Below are 19,841 nucleotides of genomic sequence, written 5' to 3'. Positions count from 1 at the left end.
CTCTTTGGTGGGGGACCGGGAGGGGGGGGGGGGGGGGGGGGGGGGGGGGGGGGGGGGAAAGGGGGGGGGGGGGGGGGGGGGGCCCCCCCCCCCCCCCCCCCCCCCCCGGACCCCGTGCCCCGTGGACCCCGCTCGGGTCCACGGGCGCCGGCTGAGGGCCGTCCCCCTCAGCCGGACAGCTGCGCTCGCCCGCGCGGTCAGCGCTCCGCGGTGATGCGCGCGAGTCGCTGTGCCTCGTCCCGCGCGGCGCGGGCGACGGCGTCCTCGTCGGCGGTCAGCAGGCGGCCGTGTTCGACCACCGGTTCGCCGTCGACGAGGGAGAGGGTCACCGGCGCCGCGGCGCCGAAGACGAGTGCGGTCACCGGGTCGGCGATCGTGGAGTGTCCGATGCCGTCGACCTTCCACAGGACGAGGTCGGCGAGCTTGCCCGCTTCGAGGGAGCCGATCTGGCTCGCGCGGCCGAGGACCTGGGCGCCTCCGTAGGTGCCGAGGCGCAGGGCCTGACGGGCGTTCAGGGCGGCTTCCTTGTGGGCGCCCAGACGGTTGATGAGCAGCGCGTTGCGCAGCTCGGTGTGGAGTTCGCCGGACTCGTTGGACGCGGTGCCGTCCACGCCGAGCCCGACCGGCACCCCGGCGGCGAGCATGTCGGGCACGCGGGCGATGCCGGCCGCGAGCCGGGCGTTGGAGGACGGGCAGTGGGCGACGCCGGTCCCGGTCCTGGCGAAGGCGGCGATGTCGGAGTCGTTCATGTGGACGCAGTGCGCCATCCACACGTCGTCACCCAGCCAGCCCGTGGACTCGAAGTAGTCGGTCGGGCCCTTGCCGAACAGCTCGTGGCAGAACTTCTCCTCCTCGACCGTCTCGCTGCCGTGCGTGTGCAGGCGCACACCCAGGCGGCGGGCCAGCTCGGCGCCCTGCGTCATCAGCTCGGTGGAGACGGAGAACGGGGAGCACGGCGCGACGGCGACCTGCGTCATGGCGTCGAAGGACGCGTCGTGGTGGGTCCCGACGGTCTCCTCGGTGGCCGCGAGCGCGCCCTCCAGGGACTCCACGGCGAAGTCCGGCGGCAGCCCGCCGTCCTTCTCGCTGCGGTCCATGGAGCCACGGGCCAGGGTGAAGCGCACCCCCATGTCGCGCGCCGCCCCGATGATGGCCCCGGACAGGTCGCCGGAGCCCTTCGGGTACACGTAGTGGTGGTCCATGGCCGTGGTGACGCCGCCGCGGGCCATCATCGCGAGGGAGCCGCGCGCGGCGGCGCGGACCATGTCCTCGTCGATGCGCGCCCACGTCGGGTAGAGCGCCACCAGCCAGTCGAAGAGGTTGTGGTCGGTGGCGAGGCCACGGGTGATCCACTGGTAGAAGTGGTGGTGCGTGTTCACGAGTCCGGGCGTCGCGAGGTGGCCGGTGCCGTCGACGCGGCGTACGACGTTCTCCAGGCCCTCGGGGGCCTTGCCCGCGCCGACGGACTCGATGCGGTTCCCGGCGACGACGAGGTGACCGGACGCGTACTCGGTGTCCTCAGCGTCCACGGTCGCGATCGCGACGTTCTCGATGACGGTGCGCTGCGGGGCTGCCGAAGGTGCCATGGTGCTTCCTTCTCGGGTGGATGGCGGTGAATCGGGCACGGCAGGACCCTAGGGGGATTTGAGTGCCGCGACCTCGCTGTGCGCGCTGTCACGGGTGCCGAGATGGTGGAAGAACAGGTTCAGCACGACGGCGGCGAGCGCGCCCGCGCTGATGCCGGAGCCGAGCACGGTCTGCGCCCAGGCCGGGAAGTCGGCGTAGAAGGTGGGCGCGGCGAGCGGGATGATGCCCGCGCCGAGCGCCACCGCGACCAGGACGATGTTGGAGCTGTCGTCGAGGCCCGCCTCGGAAAGGGTGCGGATGCCGCTGACCGCGATGGAGCCGAAGAGCACGACGCCCGCGCCGCCGAGCACCGGCATCGGTACGAGGCTGACGACCGCGCCGAGCACGGGGAAGGCGCCGAGCACGATCAGGGCGCCGCCCGCCACGGCGACGACGTACCGGCTGCGCACCCGGGTCAGCGAGACCACGCCGACGTTCTGCGCGAAGGCCGAGGTCGGGAAGGAGCCGAAGACGGGCCCCACGAGCGTCGCGATGCCGTCGGTGCGCAGGCCCCGGGTGAGGGTGGCGCCGTCGGTCCTGCGCTCGCAGATCTCGCCGAGCGCGAGCATGCCCGCGCTGGACTCGGTCATCAGGACGAGCATCACGATGCACAGGGAGAGGATCGCGGCGGGCTGGAACTCCGGCGCGCCGGAAGCGAACGGCGTGGGCAGCGCGGCGACCGGCGCGGACTTCAGCGAGGAGAAGTCGGCGAGCCCGAACGGGACGGCCGCGAGCGTACCGATCAACAAGCCCATGAGAAGCGCGACTTGCTTGAAGAAGCCGCGCGCGAACCGCTGGAAGAGCAGGATCACGACGAGCGTGAACGCGGCGAGCGCGAGATAGCGCATGTCGCCGAAGTCGGCCGCCTCCTTGTCACCTCCCTGCGCCCATGTGACAGGTACGGGCATGAGTGTCACACCGATGAGCGTGATGACCACGCCGGTGACGAGCGGCGGGAAGAAGCGCAGGAGCCGCCCGAAGAACGGCCCGACGAGCAGGCAGAAGAGCCCGGCGACCATCACCGCGCCGTAGATCGCGGGGAGTTGGTGGCCCGTGGCGCTGTTCTCGGCGATGGCGAGCATCGGCGCGATGCCCGCGGAGGAGGCGGCGTTGACGAACGGCAGCCGGTTGCCGACGGCGTTCTTGACGCCGAGCGTCTGAAGGAGCGTGGCGAGTCCGGCGATCAGCAGGCCGGCGGCGATGAGCCGGGTCTGCGCGGCGGCGTCGAGACCGACGGCCTGGCCGATGATGAGCGGAGGGGTGACGACACCCGCGTACATGGCGGCGATGTGCTGGAGCGCGGCGGGGACGAGCCGCGAGACGTGGAGCTTCTCATCCACCGGGTGGCATGCGTCCGGCGGGGTGGAACACGGGCCGTCGGTCGGCCCTTCGGCAGGCTGTGCCATAGCTGTCGTTCCCTCCGGTGTGGCGCGCCCCGCTCCTGCGGGCGGGCGGGGCGCGCGTCCCGCGTCAGAGGTTGGTCATGTCGACCGGGATCTTGGCCTCGGCACCGTCGCGCAGGATCGTGGCCTCTATCAGGCCGTAGGGGCGGTCCGCGGCGTAGTAGACCGCGCCGTCCTTGGCGTCGTTGTCGAGGCCGCAGAAGGAGAGGTCCTGGCGGAAGTGGTGCTTGTTGGGCGCGGAGAAGCGGATCTCGTCGATCTCGCTGCGGTTGTTGAGGACCCGCGAGCCCATCTGGTACAGCGTCTGCTGGAGCGAGAGGGAGTACGTCTCCACGAAGGCGTGCAGGATGTGCTTCCTCGCCTGCTCGTAACTCCGCTCCCAGCTCGGCATGCGCTGCTCGTCGCTGGTCCAGTTGTGCCGCCACCAGGTGGACAGGGAGGTGGCGAGGATACGGTCGTAATCCTCCTGGAGCGTCGTGTACTTGTCCTTGATGTAGCCCCAGAACTCCGAGTTCGTGGTGTTCATGACGGTCAGGTCCTTCAGACCGCTGAGCACCTCGAAGTCCGTGCCGTCATACGTGATCTGGGCGAGCCGTGTCTCCTGGCCCTTGCGCACGAAGGAGTGCTTGACCTCGTCGGCGCCGATGAACTGGGAGTTGCCGTCGGATGCGGCGATACGCTCCCAGGAGTACTCCTCGATGCGGATACGCGCCCGGTGGATGGAGGGCTGGCTGTCCACGAAGTGCCGGGCGAGGTGGATGCCGTACTGTTCGGCGGACTCGATGCCGTGTTCCTTGGCGAAGGCGAAGCAGGTGTTCTTCGTGGTGTCCGTCGGCAGGCAGTTGGCGTTCGAGCCGTTGTAGTGGACGTCGTCCAGGTCGCCGGAGAGGGCGACGGAGACGTTCAGGTCCTTGATGTGGTGGGTGTCGCCGTCCCGCGTGATCTTTACGACCCGGTTCTCAGCCTTGCCGTACTGGTTCTGTCCCAGGATCACAGGGCGGGCCGGGTGGGAATGGGCTGCCATGTCTGCTAGCTCCCTCGGTAAACGGAGTAGCCGAACGGGTTGAGCAGCAGCGGTACGTGGTAGTGCTCGCCCGGCGTGACGGCGAACGTGATCGCCACCTCCGGGAAGAACACGCCGCTCGCACCGCTGTCCCGATTCGCGGGGGCGTCCTGCTGCGCCTCGGCTTGCTGGTTGTTCTTGCTCAGGAAGTACGCCTCGGTCTCGAAGTCGAGACGTACGTGCGAGGTCCCTTCCGGCAGAGCCGGCAGGTCCTTGCAGCGCCCGTCCGCGTCGGTCGCGCTGCCGCCGAGCGCCTGCCAGTCGGCCGCTCCCCCGCCGCGGGCCGAGAGCCGGACGGCGACCGCTTCGGCGGGGCGGCCGACCGAGGTGTCCAGGATGTGCGTGGACACCGAGGCCGTGGTGCTTGTGCTCATGCTGCGTCAGTCCTCTTCAACGACGTCGACGAGTCGGGCAAGGCGGATCCTGTTGATCTTGCCCAGTTCGGCGCGGACGATCTCGCGTTCGCGCTCGGGCGTGTTGCCGATCCGGTCCTTGACCGCGTCCCGCATCTGCTCCCCGGTCCTGCCGGTGGCGCAGACGAGGAAGACGTGGCCGAACTTGTCCTGGTAGGCCAGGTTGAGTTCGAGCATCTCGGCCTTCAGGTCCGCGGACGCCCCGGCCATGCCCCGCTGCTCGCGGGACGAGGTCGGGTCTCCCGGCTTCGGCCGGCCGATCGGCGGATGCCCCGCCATCGCCTCGGCCAGGTCGGCCGCGGACAGCGCGGCCGTGGCGGCGTCGCTCGCGGCGTACAGGGCGTCGGCGGTGGCGAAGGGGCGCTGGGCGAGGAGCGCGTCGCCCCAGGCCGCCGCGGCGCAGGCCTCGTGGAGTGCGGTGCGCGCCGCGGCCTCGTCGAGGGCGTTGAACCGGGTCAGGCCCGGCGTCTTGGTGCTCGAAGTCACGGGGGCCTCCGGGGCCTTTGTGCTGGACGGGCTGCGCATAGCTAACGCCGTCCGAAACTCGACGTCAACACTTTGTTGAAAACTCCGGTTAACAAAGGCCGCCGCCCGGTGAACGGACGGCGGCCTGCTGTTACTGCCGAGGATTCGCTGGTGACCTGGGGCTTCAGGTGGAGCGGTTCAAGTAGTTGTACACGGTGAAACGGCTGACCCCGAGGGCGGTGGCCACGGTCTCCACGCCGTGCCGGACGGAGAACGCGCCGCGCGCCTCAAGGAGCCTGACGACCTCCTGCTTGGCCTTGCGGTCCAGGTCCGCGAGGGGCTTGCCGTGCTTGCGCTCCAGGGCGAGCAGGATGTGGTCGAGGGAGTCGGCGAGCTGCGGCAGGCGTACGGCGAGGACGTCCCGGCCCTCCCAGGCGAGCACCACGTCGTCCTCGCCCGCCTCCTCGGGCGGCAGCATCCGCCCACCCATGGCGTCCACCAGCGGCTTCACCGCGAGCGCGAAGGGGTCGTCCCCGAAGGCGGTCATCCGTCGGCCCCCGCGACGACGTTCACCTGGAGGGAGACGCGGGTCGCGCCCGCGCCCAGGGTCTTGCGCAGCATGGCATCGACGGCGGCGAGCACGGCGTCGGCCTCTCCCTCCGCGGTGTTGCCGAACGGCCCGACGTCCACGGTGTCGAGGTCGGCGCTCTCGATGACCTCGCGGGCGACCAGCGCGTGCTGCGGCGCCTCGTCGAGGTCGAAGGGCTCGGTCGTGAACTCCACTCTCAATCGCACGCGCTCAACCTACTGCGGCGTCCCGATTTCGGGGCAGCCCCTCTTGACAGCTTCCGCGGACCGGATGCAGTCTTCCGTTAAGCAGAAACGAACTTCCGCTATACGAAATTCGCGAGACGGAAGGAGCGCGGAAGCCCCATGGGATACTCCGACCAGCGCTTCGATGTGAACCTGTCGATCCTCTTCACCGAGCTGCCGCTCCTGGAGCGCCCCGCGGCCGCGGCCGCGGCGGGGTTCAAGGCCGTCGAGCTGTGGTGGCCCTGGGTCGAGACCCCCACCCCCGAACGGTCGGACCTGGACGCCCTGAAGCAGGCGATCGAGGACGCGGGTGTCCAGCTCGTGGGCCTGAACTTCTACGCCGGACAACTGCCGGGACCCGACCGGGGCGCCCTGTCGATCCCCGGCGAGGAGAGCGAGAAGTTCCGCGCGAACGTGGACGTCGCCGCGGACTTCGCCCGGTCCCTCGGCTGCACGGCGCTCAACGCCCTGTACGGCAACCGCGTCGACGGCGTCGACCCGGCCGCCCAGGACGAACTCGCCCTGGAGAACCTCGTGTTGGCCGCCCGCGCCGCCGACCGCGTGGGCGCGGTCCTGCTGATCGAGGCGCTGAACGCCCCCGAGTCGCCGCACTGCCCGATCGTCAGCGCCCCCAAGGCCGTCGAGATCGTGGACAAGGTCAACGAGGCGACCGGGCTCGGCAACGCGAAGTTCCTCATGGACCTGTACCACCTCTCCATGAACGGGGAGGACCTGCCGCGGGTGATCGCCGCGTACGCCGACAAGACGGCCCACGTGCAGATCGCCGACAACCCGGGGCGCGGCGCCCCCGGCTCCGGCTCCCTGCCCCTGGAAGACCTGCTCGACCAGCTGCGGAAGGCCGGGTACGAGGGCCGGGTCGGCCTGGAGTACAAGCCCGGCGACCGCCCGAGCCACGAGTCCTTCGACTGGCTGCCCGCCGGGGCCCGCGGCTGACGCCGGGTCCGCACCACCCCGTAACGACGCACTGAGAGAGGTTCCCTCATGAGCACGCTCGCGCCTTCTTCCCGCCCGGCGGTTGCGTGGATCGGACTCGGGATCATGGGCTCGCCCATGGCCGAGAACCTGATCAAGGCCGGTTACTCCGTGACCGGTTACACCCTGGAGCAGGACAAGCTGGACCGGCTCGCCGCCGCGGGCGGCACCCCGGCCGCCTCGATCGCCGACGCCGTCCGCGACGCCGACGTCGTCGTGACGATGGTGCCCGCGTCGCCGCAGGTCGAGGCCATCGCCTACGGCCCCGACGGCATCCTGGAGAACGCCAGGTCCGGCGCGCTGCTCATCGACATGTCGTCGATCACCCCGCAGACCTCCGTCGACCTCGCGAAGGCCGCCGCGGCCAAGGGGATCCGGGTGCTCGACGCCCCGGTCTCCGGCGGCGAGGCCGGCGCGATCGAGGCCGTCCTGTCCATCATGGTCGGCGGCGAGCAGGCGGACTTCGACGCGGCCAGGCCGCTGTTCGACGCCCTCGGCAAGACCGTCGTGCGGTGCGGCCCGCACGGCTCGGGCCAGACCGTGAAGGCCGCCAACCAGCTCATCGTCGCGGTCAACATCCAGGCCTGCGCCGAGGCCGTGGTCTTCCTGGAGAAGTCGGGCGTCGACCTCGCCGCCGCCCTCGACGTGCTGAACGGCGGGCTCGCCGGTTCCACCGTCCTGACCCGCAAGAAGGACAACTTCCTGAACCGGGACTTCAAGCCGGGCTTCCGCATCGACCTGCACCACAAGGACATGGGCATCGTCACCGACGCCGCCCGCAACGTCGGCGCCGCGCTGCCCGTCGGCGCGGTGGTGGCCCAGCTCGTCGCCAGCCTGCGCGCCCAGGGCGACGGCGGCCTGGACCACTCCGCGCTGCTCCGCTCCGTCGAGCGCCTGTCCGGCGACCGGGTCGCGTAAGCGCCCGCAGACTTCCGGGCCGTGGCGGCGCTGACACCTGTCCTGTCGCGCCCAAGCGCCGCCGCGGCCCGGAACCCCACCCCACCTCGAACTTCAACAAACTGTTGACGTGACGGATCCGGCGTCCCTACGCTCGCGTCACCTCAAGCAGTCTCCAGCAGTTCTGCACGGAAGGCCGACCTACCACCATGCCGAAGCGCGTTCTCACCACGGAGTCCGGCGCCCCTGTCGCCGACAACCAGAATTCCGCCACCGCAGGCGTCGGTGGCCCGCTCCTCCTCCAGGACCAGCACCTCCTGGAGAAGCTCGCCCGCTTCAACCGCGAGCGCATCCCGGAGCGCGTGGTGCACGCCCGCGGCTCGGGCGCGTACGGCTACTTCGAGGTGACCGACGACGTCACCGGCTTCACCCACGCCGACTTCCTCGCCGAGATCGGCAAGCGCACCGAGGTCTTCCTGCGCTTCTCGACCGTGGCCGACAACCTCGGCGGCGCCGACGCCGTCCGCGATCCGCGCGGCTTCGCGGTGAAGTTCTACACCGAGGAGGGCAACTACGACCTCGTCGGCAACAACACGCCGGTCTTCTTCATCAAGGACCCGCTGAAATTCCCCGACTTCATCCACTCGCAGAAGCGCGACCCGTTCACGGGCAAGCAGGAGCCGGACAACGTCTGGGACTTCTGGGCGCACGCCCCCGAGGCCACGCACCAGGTGACCTGGCTGATGGGCGACCGCGGCATCCCGGCCTCGTACCGGCACATGAACGGCTACGGCTCGCACACCTACCAGTGGACCAACGCCCAGGGCGAGGCCTTCTTCGTCAAGTACCACTTCAAGACGAACCAGGGCATCCGCAGCCTGTCCTCCGAGCAGGCCGCCGAGATCGCGGGCAAGGACCCCAACTCCCACCAGACGGACCTGCTCCAGGCCATCGAGCGCGGGGTGAACCCGTCGTGGACGCTGCACGTGCAGGTCATGCCGGCGGCCGACGCGGCCAGCTACCGCTTCAACCCCTTCGACCTGACGAAGGTGTGGCCGCACAGCGACTACCCGCTCCAGCGCGTGGGCCGCCTGGTCCTGGACCGCAACCCCGACAATGTCTTCGCCGAGGTCGAGCAGGCCGCCTTCTCGCCGAACAACTTCGTGCCGGGCATCGGCCCCTCGCCGGACAAGATGCTCCAGGGCCGCCTGTTCGCCTACGCCGACGCGCACCGCTACCGCCTGGGCGTGAACCACACCCAGCTCGCCGTGAACGCGCCCCGGGCGACCACCGTGGACAACTACGGCCGCGACGGCCTCATGGCCACCAACGCCTACGGCCGCGACCGCAAGAACTACGAGCCCAACTCCTACGACGGCCCCGCGGAGACCGGCAGGCCGCTCTCCGCGCCGCTGGCCGTGACCGGCCACACCGGCACGCACGAGGCGCCCGCCCACACCAAGGACGACGACTTCTTCCAAGCCGGCGAGCTGTACCGGCTGATGTCGGACGAGGAGAAGTCCCGCCTGGTGGCGAACATCGCGGGCGGTCTGTCCCAGGTGTCCCGCGAGGACGTCGTCGAGAAGAACCTCGCCCATTTCCACGCCGCCGACGCCGACTACGGCAAGCGCGTGGAAGACGCGGTCCGCGCCCTGCGCGAGGACTGAGGAACCCTCACCTCACAGACTGCGCCGGGGACTTGACGGGAGGTCGGTCCCCCAGCGCGGATCCCGCGACGCCGTGGCCCGGATGAGGGGTGGCCACGGCACGCGGGGGGACGAGGACCGCGACGGCTCGAGGCGAGCCAGTGCGGTGGTGAAGGCCCCGGCCGCCCCTTCGACCAGAGGAGGAGCAGCCGGAGGCCGTCGCCCGGCCGTCGCGGTCCCGACCATCGACCCGCCCACAGCCCGTCCGGCGGGTGAGGGCGAGCCGTGAAGCGGCCCTACGCCTCACCGCCGAACCGCCTCCGCCGCACGGCGGAGGCGGTTCGGCTTCTCCGGTGACGATCTCCGCGAGCCCGCGCGGAAAGGTCAGAGGCATGACGACAACCGCATCCCCCGTACCCCGCTGGGCCGAGCGCGTGGCCCATCTGATCCCGCTCGTCCTGCTCCCCCAGTGCCTCTGGCGGCTGCCGTTCGCCTTCGGGTTCGACATGGGCGCCGGCACGGGATCGATCGGCAGTCTGTGGATCTCCGTGCCGTACATCTTCGGTCTGAGCCTGCTCACCGAGGCGCTCGCGCTGCTGTCCTTCGGCCTGGTCCGGGGCTGGGGCGAGGTGGCGCCCGCCTGGGTGCCCGTGCTCGGCGGGCGGCGACTGCGCCCCGCCGTCGCCCTGGTCCCCGCGACCCTGGGCGGGCTCGGCGCGACCGCCCTCTTCGGGCCCTTCACGCTCGGCGCCCTCGGCGTGCCCGGATTCGCCTTCGCGGGGTTCGACAACGGCGCCTGGGAACTGCTGTTCCGGATCTGCGTCCTGCCCGTCGGCCTGTGGGGGCCGCTCGTCCTGGCGCTCACCGTCCACTACGCGCTGCGCCGCCGGGCCGCGACCCCGTCCGTGAACACCTCCACGGCGAACGCGAACCGCGTGTCGGCACCGTCGGGCGCGAGGTCCGCGACCGCCGCCAAGTGAGGCAGCGCGTCGGCTTCCCCGGTACGCAGCCACGGCGGCGGGTGCGCCTCCAGGTCCGCCGGGTCCAGATGGGCCGGGGGGCGGTCCCGCAGGGCGTCCTCGAACTCCACGAAGCCGACGACGAGGCGCACGGTCTCCATGCAGGCGCGGTAGGCGTCCGCGAGGGTGAGCCCGAGCGCGGCGTAGAAGCCGATGAGCGCGTCCACGTTGCGCAGCATCGCGGGATGACCGGCCATCGTCACGTTCTCGCTGAGGGCGAGCGTGGTCATGCCGGGGTGTCGGCGGTAGTGGGCGCGCAGGTCGTCGCAGAAGGCGCCGAGGCTGGCCCGCCAGGCCCCGGGGGCCGGGTCGAGGCGCGGCGGCCGCCAGCCCGCCTGGAAGATCTCGGCGGCGACTGCGACCAGGTCCCGCCGGTCCTCCACGTAGTTGTACAGGGCGCGGGCGGAGACCCCGAGGTCCGCGGCCAGCGAGCGCATGGTGAGGGCCGCGGCGCCGTGCTCCCCCAGATAGGCGAGCGCGGCCTCCCCCACCGACTCCCGGGTCAGGGTGGCCCGGCCCTTGCGGTGGGTGGGTCTGCGCCGCGTCGTTCCGCTCATCCCCCGAGGCTAACGCCACGGCGGCGGGCCGCTGGTGGCGCGGCCCGCACACTGAACTTCACACATGTTGACTTTAAGCGCCGCGCCCGCCAAGGTGGGTGCGACTAAGGCTTGCCTCACCTTGCTTGGAGTCCCGATGCCCCGTCTCTCCGGCCTTGCCATGGACGTCCGGCCGCTGCGTGAAAGCCGCGACTTCCGGCTCCTCTACGCCGGATTCCTGGGGGCGATGATCGGCACCCTGATGACCTCGGTGGCCGTCGCGGTGCAGGTGTACGAGCTGACCGGCTCCTCCCTCCACATCGGCCTGGTGAGCCTGGCCCGGGCGCTTCCCCTGGTCGCCGGCGTCCTCGTCGGCGGGGTCCTGGCCGACCGGTTCGACCGCCGGACGCTGATGGTCGCCACGCGCCTGCCGCTGGTGCTCGTGGCCGCCGCGCTCGCGGTCAACGCCCTCGCCCCGGAGCCCCAGCTGTGGGTGATCTACGCGGCCACCGCCGCGACCGGGCTCCTCGCGGGGCTCGGCGGGCCCGCGATGCTGGCCGCCGTCCCGGCCCTCGCGGGCACCGAGCGGCTCGCCGCGGCGGGCGCGCTGCTCTCCGGCTCCACGCAGCTGGCCGCGCTCGGCGGCCCCGCCCTGGGCGGGGCGCTCATCGCGGGACCCGGGCTCGCCGCGTGCTACGCGGTGGACGCGGCCGGGTTCCTGGTGTTCACGGCGGCGCTGTTCTTCGTCAGGCCGCTGCCGGTGCCGACGGCCGCCGCCGGGGGCAGGGGCGTGCGGCAGGCGTTCGGCTCGCTCGCCGAGGGCCTGCGCTTCGTGCGGCGGCACCGCGTGGTCCTCGGCCTGCTCCTCATCGACGCGGCGGCGATGGTCTTCACGATGCCGCAGGCCCTCTACCCGGCCCTGGCCGACGAGCGGTTCGGCGGCGGGCCCGCGGCCGTCGGGCTCCTGTACGCGGCGCCCGCGTTCGGCGCCCTCGTCGGCGCGGCCACCAGCGGCTGGACGGCCCGCGCCGGCGGGCACGCGCTGGTCGGGGCCGTGCTGCTGTGGGGCGCCGCGCTGACCGGAGTGGGCCTCAGCGGGTGGCTGCCGCTCGCGCTCGTCCTGCTCGCGCTCGCCGGGTTCGGCGACCTGATCTCCGAGACGCTGCGCTCCGCCCTGCTCCAGCACGGCACGCCCGACGAACTCCGGGGCCGCGTCAGCAGCTTGTGGATGGCACAGGCCACGGTGTCGCCCGCGCTCGGCAACGCCGCCGTCGGCTTCCTCGCCGAACTCACCGGGCCGGCCGCCGCGGTGACCATCGGCGGCCTGGTCTGCGTGGCCGCCACGCTCGCGGTGGCGGCGGCGTTCCCGTCGCTGCGAGCCGCCCGCCTGGGCTCGGGAACGGCCTTTGCCCGGGAGCCGGACTCCCGGGCAAAGGCCGCGCGTCCCCGCGCGGGGGACGCGGACGTCAGGCCTTGAACGTCTTGATCGCGCTCGGGACGTGCCACTCCTCGGTGGCGACCTCCTCGAACTCGGTCACGTCGCTGATGTCGGCCGTACGGCTCATCGAGATGTTCGTGATCCGCTCCAGGATCGCCTCCACGACCACCGGCACCCGGAACTCCTGGGCCAGCTTCTTGGCCTGCTCGAAGGCCGCGGCAAGGTCGCCGGGGTCGGTCACGCGGATCGCCTTGCAGCCGAGGCCCTCGGCGACCTTGACGTGGTCGACTCCGTAGACGCCCAGCTCCGGCGAGTTGACGTTCTCGAACTCCAGGTTGACCTGGAAGTCGATGTCCAGGCCGAGCTGCGCCTGGCGGATCAGGCCCAGGTAGGAGTTGTTCACGAGGACGTGGACGTACGGGATGCGGTGCTGGGCGCCGACCGCCAGCTCCTCGATGAGGAACTGGAAGTCGTAGTCGCCGGAGAGCGCGACGACCTGCGCGTCCGGGTCGGCCTTCGCGACGCCGAGCGCGGCCGGGATGGTCCAGCCGAGCGGGCCCGCCTGGCCGCAGTTGATCCAGTGCCGGGGCTTGTAGACGTGCAGCAGCTGGGCGCCCGCGATCTGGGAGAGGCCGATCGTGGAGACGTACCGCGTCTCGGGGCCGAAGGCCTTGTTCATCTCCTCGTACACGCGCTGCGGCTTGATCGGGATGTCGTCGAAGTGGGTGCGGCGCAGGAGCGTGGCCTTGCGCTCCTGCCCGGCGGCGATCCACGCGGTGCGGTCGGGCAGCTTCCCGGCCGCCTTCAGCTCGCGCGCGACCTCGACGAAGAGCGCGAGGGCGGCCTTGGCGTCGGAGGCGATGCCGTAGTCCGGCGCGAAGATCTTGCCGATCTGGGTGGGCTCGATGTCGACGTGGACGAACGTCCGGCCCTCGCGGTACACGTCCAGCTTGTAGCCGGTGTGGCGGTTGGCCCAGCGGTTGCCGATGCCGAGGACGAAGTCCGACTCCAGGAACGTGGCGTTGCCGTAGCGGTGCGAGGTCTGGAGGCCCACCATGCCCGCGTTCAGCTCGTGGTCGTCCGGGATGGCGCCCCAGCCCATGAGGGTGGGGATCACCGGAGTGCCCGTCAGCTCGGCGAACTCCACCAGCAGGTCGCAGGCGTCGGCGTTGATGATGCCGCCGCCCGCGACGATCAGCGGCCGCTCGGACGCGAGGAGGAAGCCGATGGCCTTCTCGATCTGGGCGCGGCTCGCGGCGGGCTTGTAGACCGGCAGCGGCTCGTACGTCTCCGGGTCGAACTCGATCTCGGTGAGCTGGACGTCGATGGGCAGGTCGATCAGGACGGGCCCGGGGCGGCCCGAGCGCATCAGGTGGAACGCCTGCTGGAAGACGCCGGGGACCTGCGCGGCCTCCAGGACCGTCACGGCCATCTTCGTCACCGGCGTGGCGATCGAGGCGATGTCGACGGCCTGGAAGTCCTCCTTGTGGATCACGTGCGTGGGCGCCTGGCCCGTGACGCACAGGATCGGGATCGAGTCACCGATGGCCGAGTACAGGCCGGTGATCATGTCGGTGCCCGCCGGGCCCGACGTGCCGATGCAGACGCCGATGTTGCCCGGCCTCGTGCGGGTGTAGCCCTCGGCCATGTGCGAGGCGCCCTCCACGTGGCGGGCGAGCGTGTGGTCGATGCCACCGCCCTCCTTCAGCGCCTTGTAGAAGGGGTTGATCGCGGCACCCGGCACGCCGAACGCGTCGGTGACGCCCTCGCGCTTGAGGATCTCAACTGCCGCGCGGGCGGCGGTCATACGAGCCATTGAGTTCTCCTGCTCCAGCTGGCGAATTCGGGCTCCCGTCGCGCCCCGCGGTGAGCTGTGAATTCCGGTCCTGCGGTGGGATGGCCTCGCGGCCGTGAGGTGATCTTTCACATTGCGGAATTTAGATTCTGTTATGTGGAAGCAATGTAGGGCGGGGCGGCGGGACCGTCAAGGGAGTGCCGGTTCCGGAGCGGGCCGCAGCTCAAATTCGCGTATCGGGGTAGTTGCGTTCCGTAAGACCATGGGCCCAGGCTTGAGCGGCGCTGAGCCATGGGTGGCGAGAGGGAGGCGGCGAGGGAGATGACGACGGACGGGGTCCCGGTGCGCTGCCCGATGTGCCGTCACGAGCAGGCCTACGCTCCCCCGGCCTTCCCCTGCTCGTGCGGCGCGCCCGTCGTCCCGCCGCTCGCGTACGGCCGTGCCGCCATCCCCGTCACCGAGCGGAGCTGGGCGGACGACTGGGTGACGGTGCGGTGCGGGGCCTGCGGGCAAGAGGCGGACTGGCCGCGGCCGGAGGTCGGCTGCGCGTGCGGGGCCGTGCTGCGGATCCCGGTCCACACGGAGGCCGTGTCACCGCGGGGGCCCGACCTCGCCACGCCCCACCCGCCGGCGGCTGCGGCCCCCGCGCCCCGGCCCGCGTTCCGGCCCGTCCCGGTGCGCAGCGCGCGTGACGCGGTGGCCGCGGCCGCGCTGTATCTGCGCTGGCTGGGCTACGCGGACGTACGGGACGCCGAGACCGGTCCCCTGAGCCGCGCGCCGTCCGGCACGCGGCTCACCGCGCGGGGCGTGCTCGCCCACGTCGAGCCGTCGGCGCGGCCCGCGACCCTGCGCGACCTGGAGTGCGCGTGGCTCACCGCGCTCACCCACGAGGTCACGTGCGTGTGCTTCGCCCTGTCCGACTTCACGCCCGAGGCCTGCGAGCGCGCGGCGGAACTCGGCGTGCCGCTGTTCCGCGTCGAGCTGGACGGGGTGCCGGAGCCCCTGAACGGGGCGGCGGACGAGCTGGCCGCCCGCGGGGCGTAAGCCCTTCCAGGGCAGGGGGCGCAGGGGTTTCGCCCTTCGGGCTCGTCCTCGAACGCCGGACGGGCTGAGACGTTCACGCCCGTCCGTTCTTCAGTTTCCGAAGCGCTCCCTCAGCTCCACCTTCCGCACCTTCCCGGACACCGTCATCGGGAAGGCGTCCAGGATCCGGAGGGCCGCGGGGACCTTGTAGTGCGCGAGGCGCCCGGCGCAGAAGGTGCGTACCTCCTCCAGGGTCAGTCCCTCCACGCCCTCGTGGAGGATCACGCACGCCAGCGGGACCTCCCCGTACCGCTCGTCCGGGACGCCCACCACCTGGACGTCCGCGATCTTCGGGTGGGTGTAGAGGAACTCCTCGATCTCGCGCGGGTACACGTTCTCGCCACCCCGGATGATCATGTCCTTGATGCGGCCCACGATCCGGACGTATCCGTCCTCCCGCATGACCGCGAGGTCACCGGTGTGCATCCAGCGCCCGGAGTCGATGACGTCGGCGGTGCGCTCGGGCTCGCGCCAGTAGCCGAGCATCACGCTGTAGCCGCGCGTGCACAGCTCGCCCGAGCTGCCGCGCGGCAGCGTGACGCCGGTGGCGGGGTCGACGACCTTGACCTCGATGTGCGGCAGGACGCGGCCGACGGTGGCGGTGCGCCGCTCCAGGTCGTCGTCCATGCGGGTCTGCGTGGACACGGGCGAGGTCTCGGTCATGCCGTAGCAGATGGAGACCTGCTCCATGTGCATCTCGGCGACGACCCGCTTCATGACCTCGACGGGACACGGCGACCCGGCCATGATCCCGGTCCTGAGCGAGGACAGGTCGTAGGTGGCGAAGTCGGCGAGGTTCAGCTCCGCGATGAACATCGTCGGCACGCCGTACAAGGAGGTGCACCGCTCGCGCTCGACGGCGTGCAGGGTGGCGACGGGGTCGAAGGACGGCGCGGGGATGACGACGCACGCCCCGTGCGAGGTGGCCGCGAGGTTGCCCATGACCATGCCGAAGCAGTGGTAGAAGGGCACCGGCACGCAGATGCGGTCCTGTTCGCTGTAGCCGATGGTGCGGCCCACCCAGTAGCCGTTGTTGAGGATGTTGTGGTGGGAGAGGGTGGCGCCCTTGGGGAAGCCGGTGGTGCCCGACGTGTACTGGATGTTCACCGGGTCGTCGCAGGTCAAGGCGGCCTCGCGGGCGGCGAGTCGCTCCGGCGTGACCGCGTCGGCGGCGGCGAGCAGCTCGTCCCACGAGCCGTCCGCGACGTAGACGACCCGGCGCAGGTCCGGGCACTCCTCCCTGACCTGCTCGACCATCGCGCGGTAGTCGCTGCTCTTGTGGGTCCGCGTGGCGACGAGCAGACCGATGCCCGCCTGCTTCAGGACGTACGCCACCTCGTGCGAGCGGTAGGCCGGGTTGATGTTCACCATGACGGCGCCGACGCGGGCGCTGGCGTACTGGACGAGGACCCACTCGGCGCAGTTCACGGCCCAGATCCCGACCCGGTCGCCCCGGTCGACACCGGCCCCCATCAAGGCGCGCGCGAGCCGCTCGACGGCCGCGCCGAACTCGGCGTACGTCCACCGCGCGCCGGACGGCACGTCGACGAGCGCCTCCCGGTCGGGCCAGGTGGCGACGGCCCGGTCGAGGTTCTGCCCGATGGTGTCGCCGAGCAGCGGGACGGAGGCGGTGCCGTGCGCGTACGACAGCTCGACGGCACCCCTGTCCCCCGCGGCGCCTCGGGAAGAGGAGGCGCTCACCGGAAGTCCTCCTCGCGGTACTCGGCGTCGGACCCCTTGGCCGTGGCCTCGCGCAGCTCGATGCGGCGGATCTTGCCGGACACGGTCTTCGGCAGCGCGCCGAACTCCAGGCGGCGCAGCCGCTTGTAGGGCGCGAGGACGGCGCGCGAGTGCGCGAAGAGCGCCTTGGCGGTGTCGGGCCCCGGCGCATAGCCCTCGGCGAGCACCACGTACGCCTTCGGCACGGCGAGGCGCACCGGGTCGGGCGCGGGCACCACCGCGGCCTCCGCGACCGCCTCGTGTTCGAGCAGCGCGCTCTCCAGCTCGAAGGGCGAGATCTTGTAGTCGGACGCCTTGAAGACGTCGTCGGAGCGGCCCACGTAGGTCAGATAGCCGTCGGCGTCGCGCGCGCCGATGTCACCGGTGCGGTAGAAGCCGCCCGCCATGGCCTCGGCGGTGCGTTCCGGATCGCCGTGGTAGCCCGCCATCAGGCCCACCGGCGCGGTGGACAGGTCGAGCGCGACCTCGCCCTCCGCGGCCCCCGGCTCGCCGGTCACCGGGTCGAGCAGCACCACGCTGAAGCCCGGGGTCGGGCGTCCCATGGAGCCGGGCTTGAGCCGCTGGCCGGGCGTGTTGGCGATCTGCACGGCGGTCTCCGTCTGGCCGAAGCCGTCGCGGATGGTCACCCCCCAGTCGCTCCGCACCCGCTCGATGACCTCGGGGTTCAGCGGCTCGCCCGCGGCCACGACCTCGCGCGGCGGGGTCTTCAGCTGGGTCAGGTCGGCCTGGATGAGCATGCGCCACACGGTGGGCGGGGCGCAGAAGCTGGTGACGCCCGCGCGGTCCATCTCGCGCATCAGACGGCCGGCGTCGAAGCGCTTGTAGTTGTGGATGAAGACGGTCGCCTCCGCGTTCCACGGCGCGAAGAGGTTCGACCAGGCGTGCTTGGCCCAGCCGGGCGACGAGATGTTCAGATGGACGTCGCCGGGCTTGAGCCCGATCCAGTACATCGTCGCCAAGTGCCCGACGGGGTAAGACACATGGGTGTGCTCGACGAGCTTGGGCCGGGCGGTGGTACCGGAGGTGAAGTAGAGCATCAGCGGGTCGGTGGCGCGGGTGACGCCGTCGGGCGTGAAGGCGGCCGGGGCGGTGGCAGCGCCGTCGTACGAGATCCATTCGGGCGCGGCGGGGCCCGCGGCGGCTTCCCCATCGGCTCCGGCCCCGGCCCCGGCCCCCACCACGATCCGGGTGTAGTCGCCCGGCACGTCCGCGAACTTGGCGGTGTCCTCGGCGCGCACCACCACGTGCCGGGCCCGGCCGCGCTCGATCCGGTCGCGCAGGTCCGCGGGGCCGAGCAGCGGCGTCGCCGGGATGACCACGGCGCGCAGCTTCATCGCGGCGAGCGCGACCTCCCACAGCTCGGCCTGGTTGCCCAGCATGACGACGAGCCGGTCCCCGGCCGCGACGCCGAGCCCGCGCAGCCAGTTGGCGGTCCGCGCGGAGCGCAGCGCGAGCTGCGCGAAGGTCAGGCGGACCTCGGAGCCGTCCTCCTCGACGATGTGCAGAGCCGTGCGGTCGTTGCCGTCGGCGATGACGTCGAACCAGTCGAGCGCCCAGTTGAACCGCTCCGGGCGCGGCCAGGCGAAGCCCTCGTAGGCGGCCGCGTAGTCCTCGCGGTGGCGCAGCAGAAAGTCCCGGGCGGCCCGGAAGCCCTCCGTGCCGCCCCCCGTCTCCGTCACCGTCATCGGCATGCCCCGCTCTCCCTAGGTTCCCGCTGTCCACACGGCCGGCTCCGCGCCGTTCCCCGGCCGCCTCCGCGTCCGTACCATCGTGGAGTTCGTGATGTGGGTCTCACTACCCCCGAAAGGGGGTGCTGTGCGGTGAAGGGGCGGGCGCGTGACGGCTGCGGGCGCTGGTGAGGCAGGAGACGTACGGGCCGCGTTGGCGCGGCTGCGGCGCGCGACGGGGCTTCCCGTGGCGTTCGGCGGGCTCACCGACGCGCGGCCCGCTGCCGCCGCGCAGCTGCGGATCGCCGAGCTGAGCGGCACCGCCACGCACGTCCTGCGCGGCCTCGGCATCCGCCTGGGCAACGGCCTCGGCGGCAAGGCCCTCGCCCTGGCCCGGCCGTGCGCCGTCACCGACTACAGCTCCTCGCGGCACATCAGCCACGAGTACGACGCCGCCGTCGAGGCGGAGGGCCTGCGCTCGGTGCTCGCGGTGCCGGTCGTGGTGCGCCGCCGGGTGCGCGGCCTGCTGTACGGCGCCCTGCGCACCGCGCAGCCGCTCGGGGACCGCACGCTCGCCGCGGCCGTCGCCGCCGCGCGCGACGTCGAGCAGGCCCTCGTGGTGCGCGAGGAGGCCCGCGCGCTGGTGGCCGCGGCGCGCGACACGGCGGCCGGGCCCGGCCCCGCCGCCTGGGAGCGCGTACGGGAGGCGCACGGTGCCCTGCGCACGCTCGCCGCGCGCACGGCCGACCCCGTACTGCGCCAGGAACTCCTCACCGTCTGCGCCACGCTGACCGCCGCGGGCGACTCCCCCGCGGCCGCCCTGACCCCGCGCGAACTCGACGTCCTGACCTGCGTCGCCCTGGGCACCACGAACGCCACGGCGGCGGAGCGCCTGGGCCTGCGCCCCGAGACGGTCAAGGCCTATCTGCGCTCGGCCATGCGGAAGCTGGGCGTTCATACGCGGTGGGAGGCCGTGGTGGCGGCGCGGCGGGCCGGGCTGCTGCCCTAGCCGCGCCACGCCACGCCCCGGTGGCCCCGGGCCTACTTGTCGGCGGTCAGCGTGCCCGCCGCCCCCCAGCTCTCCGCCTTGTACTCCTCGATCCACACGGTGACGGTCTCCGCCGGGATCGCGTACGCGTCCACGAACGCGTCCGTGATCCGCCGCACCAGCTCCCGCTTGAGCGCGACGTCCCGGGGGCCCTGCTGAACGGTGACGGTGGGCATGCTGAACTCCCTTTCGTACG

Annotated in this window: 19 protein-coding genes; 7 read left to right on the top strand and 12 right to left on the bottom strand. The window is 72.0% G+C overall.

What is annotated here, in order from left to right; genetic code table 11:
* Positions 1-197: 197 nt before the first annotated feature.
* The 7 genes from AC07GB_RS38560 to AC07GB_RS38530 form a co-directional block, all read right to left on the bottom strand.
* Positions 198-1,586 (bottom strand): 8-oxoguanine deaminase, encoded by a 1,389-nt coding sequence (locus AC07GB_RS38560; protein WP_478854023.1) that lies wholly within the window; start codon positions 1,584-1,586, stop codon positions 198-200.
* A gap of 48 nt (positions 1,587-1,634) precedes the next feature.
* Positions 1,635-3,032, bottom strand: a complete 1,398-nt coding sequence (locus AC07GB_RS38555; protein WP_478854021.1) for a nucleobase:cation symporter-2 family protein — start codon at positions 3,030-3,032, stop codon at positions 1,635-1,637.
* Positions 3,033-3,096: 64 nt separating this feature from the next.
* Entirely contained in the window at positions 3,097-4,053 is a 957-nt protein-coding gene (pucL, locus tag AC07GB_RS38550; protein ID WP_478854019.1) for a factor-independent urate hydroxylase, read from the bottom strand.
* 5 nt (positions 4,054-4,058) lie between these two features.
* Positions 4,059-4,466 carry a hydroxyisourate hydrolase gene (gene uraH / locus AC07GB_RS38545; protein ID WP_478854017.1) on the bottom strand — a complete coding sequence of 136 codons (408 nt, stop codon included), beginning with the start codon at positions 4,464-4,466 and terminating at the stop codon, positions 4,059-4,061.
* A 6-nt stretch (positions 4,467-4,472) separates the two neighbouring features.
* A complete protein-coding gene (gene uraD, locus AC07GB_RS38540; protein WP_478854015.1) occupies positions 4,473-5,030 on the bottom strand; it encodes a 2-oxo-4-hydroxy-4-carboxy-5-ureidoimidazoline decarboxylase in 558 nt (185 codons plus the stop codon).
* Between the two features lie 124 nt (positions 5,031-5,154).
* Positions 5,155-5,517, bottom strand: coding sequence for a helix-turn-helix domain-containing protein (locus tag AC07GB_RS38535; RefSeq protein ID WP_478854013.1), 363 nt, complete (start codon positions 5,515-5,517; stop codon positions 5,155-5,157).
* The gene (locus AC07GB_RS38530) at positions 5,514-5,765 is read right to left on the bottom strand and encodes a thiamine-binding protein (protein WP_478854011.1); all 252 of its coding nucleotides are present in this window, start codon (positions 5,763-5,765) and stop codon (positions 5,514-5,516) included. The genes AC07GB_RS38535 and AC07GB_RS38530 overlap by 4 nt, the downstream gene beginning before the upstream one ends.
* A gap of 138 nt (positions 5,766-5,903) precedes the next feature.
* Here AC07GB_RS38530 and AC07GB_RS38525 point away from each other — a divergent pair, with 138 nt between their 5' ends.
* From AC07GB_RS38525 to AC07GB_RS38510, 4 genes are all read left to right on the top strand, one after another.
* A complete protein-coding gene (locus AC07GB_RS38525) occupies positions 5,904-6,737 on the top strand; it encodes a TIM barrel protein (protein WP_478854009.1) in 834 nt (277 codons plus the stop codon).
* Between the two features lie 48 nt (positions 6,738-6,785).
* Positions 6,786-7,694 (top strand): 2-hydroxy-3-oxopropionate reductase, encoded by a 909-nt coding sequence (locus tag AC07GB_RS38520; RefSeq protein WP_478854007.1) that lies wholly within the window; start codon positions 6,786-6,788, stop codon positions 7,692-7,694.
* 188 nt (positions 7,695-7,882) lie between these two features.
* On the top strand, positions 7,883-9,340 hold the full coding sequence (locus tag AC07GB_RS38515; protein ID WP_478854005.1) for a catalase: 1,458 nt from the start codon (positions 7,883-7,885) through the stop codon (positions 9,338-9,340).
* Between the two features lie 371 nt (positions 9,341-9,711).
* The gene (locus AC07GB_RS38510) at positions 9,712-10,299 is read left to right on the top strand and encodes a hypothetical protein (protein ID WP_478854003.1); all 588 of its coding nucleotides are present in this window, start codon (positions 9,712-9,714) and stop codon (positions 10,297-10,299) included.
* Here AC07GB_RS38510 and AC07GB_RS38505 read toward each other — a convergent pair.
* On the bottom strand, positions 10,191-10,895 hold the full coding sequence (locus tag AC07GB_RS38505) for a TetR/AcrR family transcriptional regulator (RefSeq protein WP_478854001.1): 705 nt from the start codon (positions 10,893-10,895) through the stop codon (positions 10,191-10,193). The genes AC07GB_RS38510 and AC07GB_RS38505 overlap by 109 nt on opposite strands.
* Before the next feature lie 136 nt (positions 10,896-11,031).
* Between AC07GB_RS38505 and AC07GB_RS38500 the strand changes: the two genes are divergently transcribed.
* Positions 11,032-12,351 (top strand): MFS transporter, encoded by a 1,320-nt coding sequence (locus tag AC07GB_RS38500; protein WP_478853999.1) that lies wholly within the window; start codon positions 11,032-11,034, stop codon positions 12,349-12,351.
* On the opposite strand, the gene gcl is transcribed toward AC07GB_RS38500, so the two are convergent.
* Positions 12,341-14,119, bottom strand: a complete 1,779-nt coding sequence (gene gcl / locus AC07GB_RS38495; RefSeq protein WP_478854027.1) for a glyoxylate carboligase — start codon at positions 14,117-14,119, stop codon at positions 12,341-12,343. The two genes, AC07GB_RS38500 and gcl, sit on opposite strands and share 11 nt — an antisense overlap.
* 309 nt (positions 14,120-14,428) lie before the next feature.
* On the opposite strand from gcl, the gene AC07GB_RS38490 reads away from it, so the two are divergent.
* Entirely contained in the window at positions 14,429-15,151 is a 723-nt protein-coding gene (locus AC07GB_RS38490) for a hypothetical protein (RefSeq protein ID WP_478853997.1), read from the top strand.
* Between the two features lie 90 nt (positions 15,152-15,241).
* Here AC07GB_RS38490 and AC07GB_RS38485 read toward each other — a convergent pair whose 3' ends face one another.
* Positions 15,242-16,891: an AMP-binding protein gene (locus AC07GB_RS38485; protein WP_478853995.1), complete on the bottom strand. Its 1,650-nt coding sequence runs from the start codon at positions 16,889-16,891 to the stop codon at positions 15,242-15,244.
* Entirely contained in the window at positions 16,888-18,615 is a 1,728-nt protein-coding gene (locus tag AC07GB_RS38480) for an AMP-binding protein (protein WP_478854025.1), read from the bottom strand. Before AC07GB_RS38480 ends, AC07GB_RS38485 begins: the two co-directional genes overlap by 4 nt.
* Positions 18,616-18,766: 151 nt before the next feature.
* Here AC07GB_RS38480 and AC07GB_RS38475 point away from each other — a divergent pair, with 151 nt between their 5' ends.
* Complete coding sequence (locus tag AC07GB_RS38475) at positions 18,767-19,606, top strand: helix-turn-helix transcriptional regulator (RefSeq protein WP_478853993.1); 840 nt, start codon at positions 18,767-18,769, stop codon at positions 19,604-19,606.
* Positions 19,607-19,638: 32 nt separating this feature from the next.
* On the opposite strand, the gene dmpI is transcribed toward AC07GB_RS38475, so the two are convergent.
* Entirely contained in the window at positions 19,639-19,821 is a 183-nt protein-coding gene (gene dmpI / locus AC07GB_RS38470; RefSeq protein ID WP_478853991.1) for a 4-oxalocrotonate tautomerase DmpI, read from the bottom strand.
* Positions 19,822-19,841 lie beyond the last annotated feature (20 nt).

The sequence above is a fragment of the Streptomyces sp. NPDC045778 genome, assembly GCF_056431945.1.
This window is presented reverse-complemented; position numbering and strand designations above follow the sequence as displayed.